The sequence below is a fragment of the Paracoccus sp. (in: a-proteobacteria) genome (genome assembly GCF_030604785.1).
Taxonomy (GTDB): Bacteria; Pseudomonadota; Alphaproteobacteria; order Rhodobacterales; family Rhodobacteraceae; genus Paracoccus.
Genome location: NZ_JAUVVF010000020.1, coordinates 51,292 through 57,291 on the forward strand (window position 1 = coordinate 51,292; position 6,000 = coordinate 57,291).

The window sequence follows — 6,000 nt, forward strand, 5'->3', positions numbered from 1 at the left end:
CGGATCGGCAGAATCACGCCACAAGCCCGCCGGGCGGATGGGGGATTTCCGCCGATCCGGCTCGGATTCACGGCCGGTGCGCCAAAAGCGCATACATATCAGGCAATTCCAGCCCGTGGGGGGCGATTCGTGTGCCCGCTGTCCGGCTGCCGCCTCGTGACAAGACCCGCAGCCTGTCCTACAAGGCGCGAAAGACCGGAATGACCGATGAAAAGGCCCGCGCGATGCTTGACCACCTGACCTATGCCGCACCCCAGCCCAAGGTGATCCAGGGCGCCAAAAGCGATTGGGAACTGGTGATCGGCCTTGAAGTCCATGCGCAGATCGCCTCGAAGGCCAAGCTGTTCTCGGGCGCCTCGACCGAATTCGGGTCCGAGCCCAACAGCAACGTGGCTTTCGTCGATGCCGCCATGCCCGGAATGCTGCCGGTCATTAACGAATTCTGCGTGGCCCAGGCCGTTCGCACCGGCCTTGGCCTGAAGGCGGCGATCAACCTGCGCTCGGCCTTTGACCGCAAGAACTATTTCTACCCGGACCTGCCGCAGGGCTACCAGATCAGCCAGCTCTACCACCCCATCGTGGGCGAGGGCGAGGTGATCGTGGATATGGGCCCCGGCATCGCCCGCCGCGTCCGGATCGAGCGCATCCACATGGAACAGGATGCCGGCAAGTCGATCCATGACATGGACCCGAACATGTCCTTCGTGGACCTGAACCGCACCGGCGTCGCCCTGATGGAGATCGTCAGCCGCCCCGACATCCGCGGCCCCGAAGAGGCCGCAGCCTATGTCGCCAAGCTGCGCCAGATCATGCGCTATCTGGGCACCTGCGACGGCAACATGCAGAACGGCAACCTGCGCGCCGACGTGAACGTCTCGGTCTGCAAGCCCGGCGATTACGAACGCTTCATGGAAACCGGCGATTTCGGCCATCTGGGCACGCGCTGCGAGATCAAGAACATGAACTCGCTGCGCTTCATCCAGGCGGCGATCGAATACGAGGCGCGCCGCCAGATCGCCATCATCGAGGATGGCGGCACGGTCGTGCAGGAAACCCGCCTCTACGATCCCGACAAGGGCGAGACGCGCTCGATGCGGTCCAAGGAAGAGGCGCATGATTACCGCTACTTCCCCGATCCCGACCTTTTGCCGCTGGAGATCGATCAGACCTGGGTGGATGACATCGCCGCAGCGATGCCGGAACTGCCCGACGAGAAGAAGGCCCGTTTCGTCAAGGATCTGGGCCTGTCCGAATACGATGCGGGCGTGCTGACCGCCGAGGTCGAGAATGCCGATTACTTCGAGGCCGTGGCCGCCGGCCGTGACGGCAAGATGGCCGCGAACTGGGTCATCAACGAACTCTTCGGCCGCCTGAACAAGGAAGGGCTGACCATCGCGACCTCGCCCGTTACGGCGGCGCAGCTGGGCGGCGTGATCGATCTGATCGCCAAGGGCGACATCTCGGGCAAGATCGCCAAGGACCTGTTCGAGATCCTGTGGAACGAGGGCGGCGATCCCGCCGCCATCGTCGAGGCGCGCGGCATGAAGCAGGTCACCGATCTCGGCGCGATCGAGGCGGCGGTGGACGAGATCATCACCGCCAATCCCGCGCAGGTCGAGAAGGCCCGTGCCAATCCCAAGCTTGCGGGCTGGTTCGTGGGTCAGGTGCTCAAGGCCACGGGCGGCAAGGCCAATCCGGCGGCGGTGAACGACCTCGTCGCGCAGAAACTGGGTCTTTGACCCGAAGGGCGCGGCACCGGGTCGCGCCCGCCTTCCGGCCCATCACCACAAGGACAGCCCGATGCGCTATGAATATGCCGTGATTCCCGCGCCGACCCGGGGCGAGAAGGCCCGCGACGCCAAGACGCCGACCGACCGTTATGCGCTGGCGCTGGCGGCGGAACTGAACCGCATGGCGGCCGATGGCTGGGATTACCTGCGCGCTGATGTCCTGCCGAGCGAAGAGCGCAGCGGCCTGACCGGGCGCAGCACCGTCTATCACAACGTCCTGGTGTTCCGCCGCCTTCAGGCCGAACCGGCGGCAGCGCCCGTCCCCGTGATCGCGCCCGAACCCGAACCCGCCCCCGAAACCCGGGACGAGTGACCGGCTCAGGCAGCGGCGCTCAGCGCCTGCGGATCGAAGGGCGCGATATCGAAGCGCTCGCCCTCGAAGACGCAGAAGCTGCCGGGCGGAACCTCCTGCCAATCGGCCTCGTCGGTCTCCAGCGGCTCTGACACGACGGCCCAGCCCCGGCGCGTGGCGGACCAGCGGTGATAGAGCGACGGCGCCTGATCGTCGCTGCTGTAGCGCAGGACATAAAGCCGCTGCCCGTCCGACAGGGCACAGGCCGCGCGGACATGCGGCGCCTCGCCCCGCTGACGCGCCAGCGCGCCCAAGCGCCCGACCGCGCGCTCCATCGCGCCGCGCGGATCGTCGTCTAGCCCCTCGCCCAAGGCGATCAGGAACAAAGCCTCGCTGTCGGTGGCGCCCTTGCGATGGGGATAGAACTCGTCCCGGATCAGCACGTCGGCATGGCGGCGGAAACCATCATATCCGCCGAACTGGCCGTTATGCATGAAGCTCCAGCGCCCGACGGTAAAGGGGTGACAATTGTTGCGGCTGGTCGCCGTGCCGGTCGAGGCGCGCACATGGGCCAGAAACAGCCCCGACCGGACCTGTCCGACCAGGCTGCGCAGATTGGGGTCCGACCAGGCGGGCATCACGTCGCGGTAAAGTCCCGGCTCGGGCCTTTCGCCATACCATGCGATGCCGAACCCGTCGGCATTGACCGGTGTGTGGCAGCGCATGGCGCCCTGGCTCTGCCGGATCAGCGAATGCGCCGGCCGGCTGACGATGTCTTCCAGAAAGATCGGTTCGCCCAGATAGGCGGCCCAACGGCACATGCCCTGCCCCTTTGCGTCACTTTTGCGACAGGGTTAGCATGAAAACCCAAAGATTTCATCTATTCCGTCGCGGGAGGGACCTCTTCCACGATCACGAGGTCGCGTTCGCTGGCCCCTTTGGCATGGGCCAGCGCGGCCTGGTATTCGCTGCTGTGATAGCAGGCAACCGCCGCATCCAGCGAGGGGAAGCGCGCGACCACGTGACGGGCGCGATCCGCGCCTTCCAGCACGTGATAGCGCCCGCCCCGCGCCAGAAAGACCCCACCATGCGCGGCGATCGCAGGCCCGGCGGCCTTGGCGTAAAGGCCATAGGCGTCGGGGTCGGTCACATGAACATGGGCAATCCACAAAGCCGTCATTTGCTGTCCTCGATGATCCTGCGCGCGTCCTGGAATGCGGTTTCCGCGGCCGCAAGCGAGGGGGCGCCCCCCTGCGCGCGGTCGGGGCGGCCGCCACCGCCCTTGCCGCCAAGCGCCGCCGTCGCGGCCTGAACAAGCGCCACCGCGCTGATCCGCCCGGTCAGGTCCGGCGTCACCCCGGCGGCGACCGTCGCCTTGCCGCCATCCTCGGCCAGCAGCAGCACCGCGCCGCTGCCCAGCTGCGCCTTCATCTCGTCGACCAGCGCGCCCAGTTCCTTGCCGCCAACGCCCTCGACCTGACGGGCGATGAACTTCACGCCCGCGATTTCTTCGGCCTGGGCCCCGCCGCCGCTGCCCATGGCAAGCTGGCGCTTCAGCTGCGCGACCTCGTTGGCCAGCGCCTTGCGCTCATCGGCCAGCGCGCGGACACGGTTCACGATATCCGCCGATTGCGCCTTGAGAATGCTCGCAACCTCGCCCAGCCGGCGGTCGGCGTCGCGCAGATGATCCAGCGCCGCCTGTCCCGTCAGCGCCTCGATCCGCCGCACGCCGGCGCTCGACGCCCCGTCGCCCAGCAGCACGAAGGCGCCGATATCGCCGGTGCGCGCGACATGCGTGCCGCCGCAGAGTTCCAGCGAATAGGTCGCGCCATCCGCGCCCTTGCCGCTGCCCGGCTGCGCGCCCATCGAGACGACTCGGACCTCGTCGCCATACTTCTCGCCGAACAGCGCCTGCGCCCCGAGCGCGCGCGCATCGTCGGGCGTCATGATCCGGGTCTCGACCGGGCTGTTCTGGCGGATGTAGGCATTCACCTCGGCCTCGATCTGCGCCATCTCGTCGGGCGTGACCGCGCTGTTATGGCTGAAATCAAAGCGCAACCGGTCAGGCGCGTTCAGGCTGCCCCGCTGCGCGACATGTTCGCCAAGCGCCCCGCGCAGCGCCTCGTGCAGCAAATGCGTGGCCGAATGGTTCGCCCGGATCGCGCTGCGCCGGTCATGGTCCACCGCCAGCTGCGCGCCCTGCCCGTGGCTGATCGTTCCGGACGTGACCTCTGCCTGATGAACGAAGATTCCCGCGATCTTCTTCGTGTCGGTGACGCGCGCCGCGCCAGTCTCGGTCTTGATCAGACCGGTATCACCGACCTGCCCGCCGCTTTCGGCGTAGAAGGGTGACTGGTTCACCACGATGGCGACCTTGGCGCCCTCGCCCGCCTCGGCCGCCTCGGCGCCTTCGATCACCAGGGCCATGATCTGGCCCTCGGCCTCTTCGGTGTCATAGCCCAGAAACTCGGTCGCGCCGTGCTTCTCGAACAGTTCGAACCAGACCTTGGCATCCGTAGCCTCGCCCGAGCCCGACCAGGCCGCCCGCGCCATGCGCTTCTGCTCCGCCATGGCGGCGTCGAAACCCTCGATCTGCACGCCGCGGCCCTTTTCGCGCAGAGCGTCCTGCGTCAGGTCCAGCGGAAAGCCGAACGTGTCATACAGCTTGAAGGCTGCCTCGCCCGGCAGATCCGCCCCTTCGGGCAGCTTGGCCAGCTCGTCGTCCAGAAGCCGCAGCCCCCGGTCCAGCGTCTGGCGGAAGCGCGTCTCCTCCGACCGCAGCGTCTCCTCGATCATCGCCTGCGCGCGGGTCAGCTCAGGGTATGCCGCGCCCATCTGCCGGACCAGCGCCGGCACCAGCTTGTGCATGACCGGATCCTGCGCGCCCAGCATATGCGCGTGACGCATCGCCCGGCGCATGATCCGCCGCAGCACATAGCCGCGCCCTTCGTTCGAGGGCATGACCCCGTCCGCGATCAGGAAGCTGGTCGAGCGCAGATGGTCGGCGATCACCCGGTGATGCACCTTGCCCGGTCCGTCGGGATCGGCGCTGGTCGCATGCGCGCTGGCCTCGATCAGCGACCGCATCAGGTCGGTGTCGTAATTGTCGTGCTTGCCCTGCAGAAGCGCGCCGATCCGTTCCAGCCCCATGCCGGTATCGATCGACTGCATGTCCAGCGCACGCATCGAGCCGTCCTCGAACTGCTCGTTCTGCATGAAGACGAGGTTCCAGATCTCGATGAACCGGTCGCCATCCTCGTCCGCCGAACCCGGAGGGCCGCCCCAGATCTTGTCGCCATGATCGAAGAAGATCTCGGTGCAGGGGCCGCAGGGGCCGGTCGGGCCCATCTGCCAGAAATTGTCGCTGGTCGGGATGCGGATGATCCGGTCGTCCGTCAGCCCCGCGACCTTCTTCCAGATCTCTGCCGCCTCGTCATCGGTGTGATAGACGGTGACCAGCAGCCGGTCCTTCGGGATGCCGAATTCCTTGGTCAGCAACTCCCAGGCAAAGGGGATGGCACCTTCCTTGAAGTAATCGCCAAAGCTGAAATTGCCCAGCATCTCGAAGAAGGTGTGGTGCCGCGCGGTATAGCCCACATTGTCCAGATCGTTGTGCTTGCCGCCCGCCCGCACGCATTTCTGCGCCGTGGTCGCGCGCTGGTAATCGCGCGTCTCGACGCCGGTGAACAGGTTCTTGAACTGCACCATGCCGGAATTGGCGAACATCAGCGTGGGATCGTTGCGCGGCACCAGAGGGCTGCTCTCCACCACGCGGTGGCCGTTCTTCTCGAAATAGCCAAGGAAGGTTTGGCGGATGTCATTCAGACTGGGCATGGCGGGCCTTCATCGCAAAACGGGTCTGTCCGGCATCGCCGGCCTGCGCAACGGTCTAACCGCGCCCCGCAGCGCTGTCCAGCA

At 66.6% G+C, this 6,000-nt stretch carries 5 protein-coding genes; 2 read left to right on the forward strand and 3 right to left on the reverse strand.

The annotated features are described in order from the left end of the window. Positions 1-224 precede the first annotated feature (224 nt). Positions 225-1,739 (forward strand): Asp-tRNA(Asn)/Glu-tRNA(Gln) amidotransferase subunit GatB, encoded by a 1,515-nt coding sequence (gene gatB / locus QAR72_RS08435; protein ID WP_304616931.1) that lies wholly within the window; start codon positions 225-227, stop codon positions 1,737-1,739. A 61-nt stretch (positions 1,740-1,800) separates the two neighbouring features. Then, positions 1,801-2,103 carry a DUF4177 domain-containing protein gene (locus QAR72_RS08440; protein ID WP_304616925.1) on the forward strand — a complete coding sequence of 101 codons (303 nt, stop codon included), beginning with the start codon at positions 1,801-1,803 and terminating at the stop codon, positions 2,101-2,103. A 5-nt stretch (positions 2,104-2,108) separates the two neighbouring features. Here the strand turns inward: QAR72_RS08440 and QAR72_RS08445 are convergent, their stop codons facing one another. Genes QAR72_RS08445 through alaS form a run of 3 tightly spaced genes read right to left on the reverse strand, consistent with a single transcriptional unit; the run spans position 2,109 to position 5,916 of the window. After that, entirely contained in the window at positions 2,109-2,903 is a 795-nt protein-coding gene (locus QAR72_RS08445) for a class II glutamine amidotransferase (RefSeq protein WP_304616926.1), read from the reverse strand. 59 nt (positions 2,904-2,962) lie between these two features. Then, positions 2,963-3,262, reverse strand: coding sequence for a DUF1330 domain-containing protein (locus tag QAR72_RS08450; RefSeq protein ID WP_304616927.1), 300 nt, complete (start codon positions 3,260-3,262; stop codon positions 2,963-2,965). Continuing rightward, complete coding sequence (alaS, locus tag QAR72_RS08455) at positions 3,259-5,916, reverse strand: alanine--tRNA ligase (RefSeq protein WP_304616928.1); 2,658 nt, start codon at positions 5,914-5,916, stop codon at positions 3,259-3,261. The genes QAR72_RS08450 and alaS overlap by 4 nt, the downstream gene beginning before the upstream one ends. Between the last annotated feature and the right edge of the window lie 84 nt (positions 5,917-6,000).

Coding starts and splice junctions, on each gene's coding strand:
- gatB (WP_304616931.1), top strand. CDS start 225: ATGCTTGACCACCTGACCTATGCCGCACCCCAGCCCAAGGTGATCCAG.
- QAR72_RS08440 (WP_304616925.1), top strand. CDS start 1,801: ATGCGCTATGAATATGCCGTGATTCCCGCGCCGACCCGGGGCGAGAAG.
- QAR72_RS08445 (WP_304616926.1), bottom strand. CDS start 2,903: ATGTGCCGTTGGGCCGCCTATCTGGGCGAACCGATCTTTCTGGAAGAC.
- QAR72_RS08450 (WP_304616927.1), bottom strand. CDS start 3,262: ATGACGGCTTTGTGGATTGCCCATGTTCATGTGACCGACCCCGACGCC.
- alaS (WP_304616928.1), bottom strand. CDS start 5,916: ATGCCCAGTCTGAATGACATCCGCCAAACCTTCCTTGGCTATTTCGAG.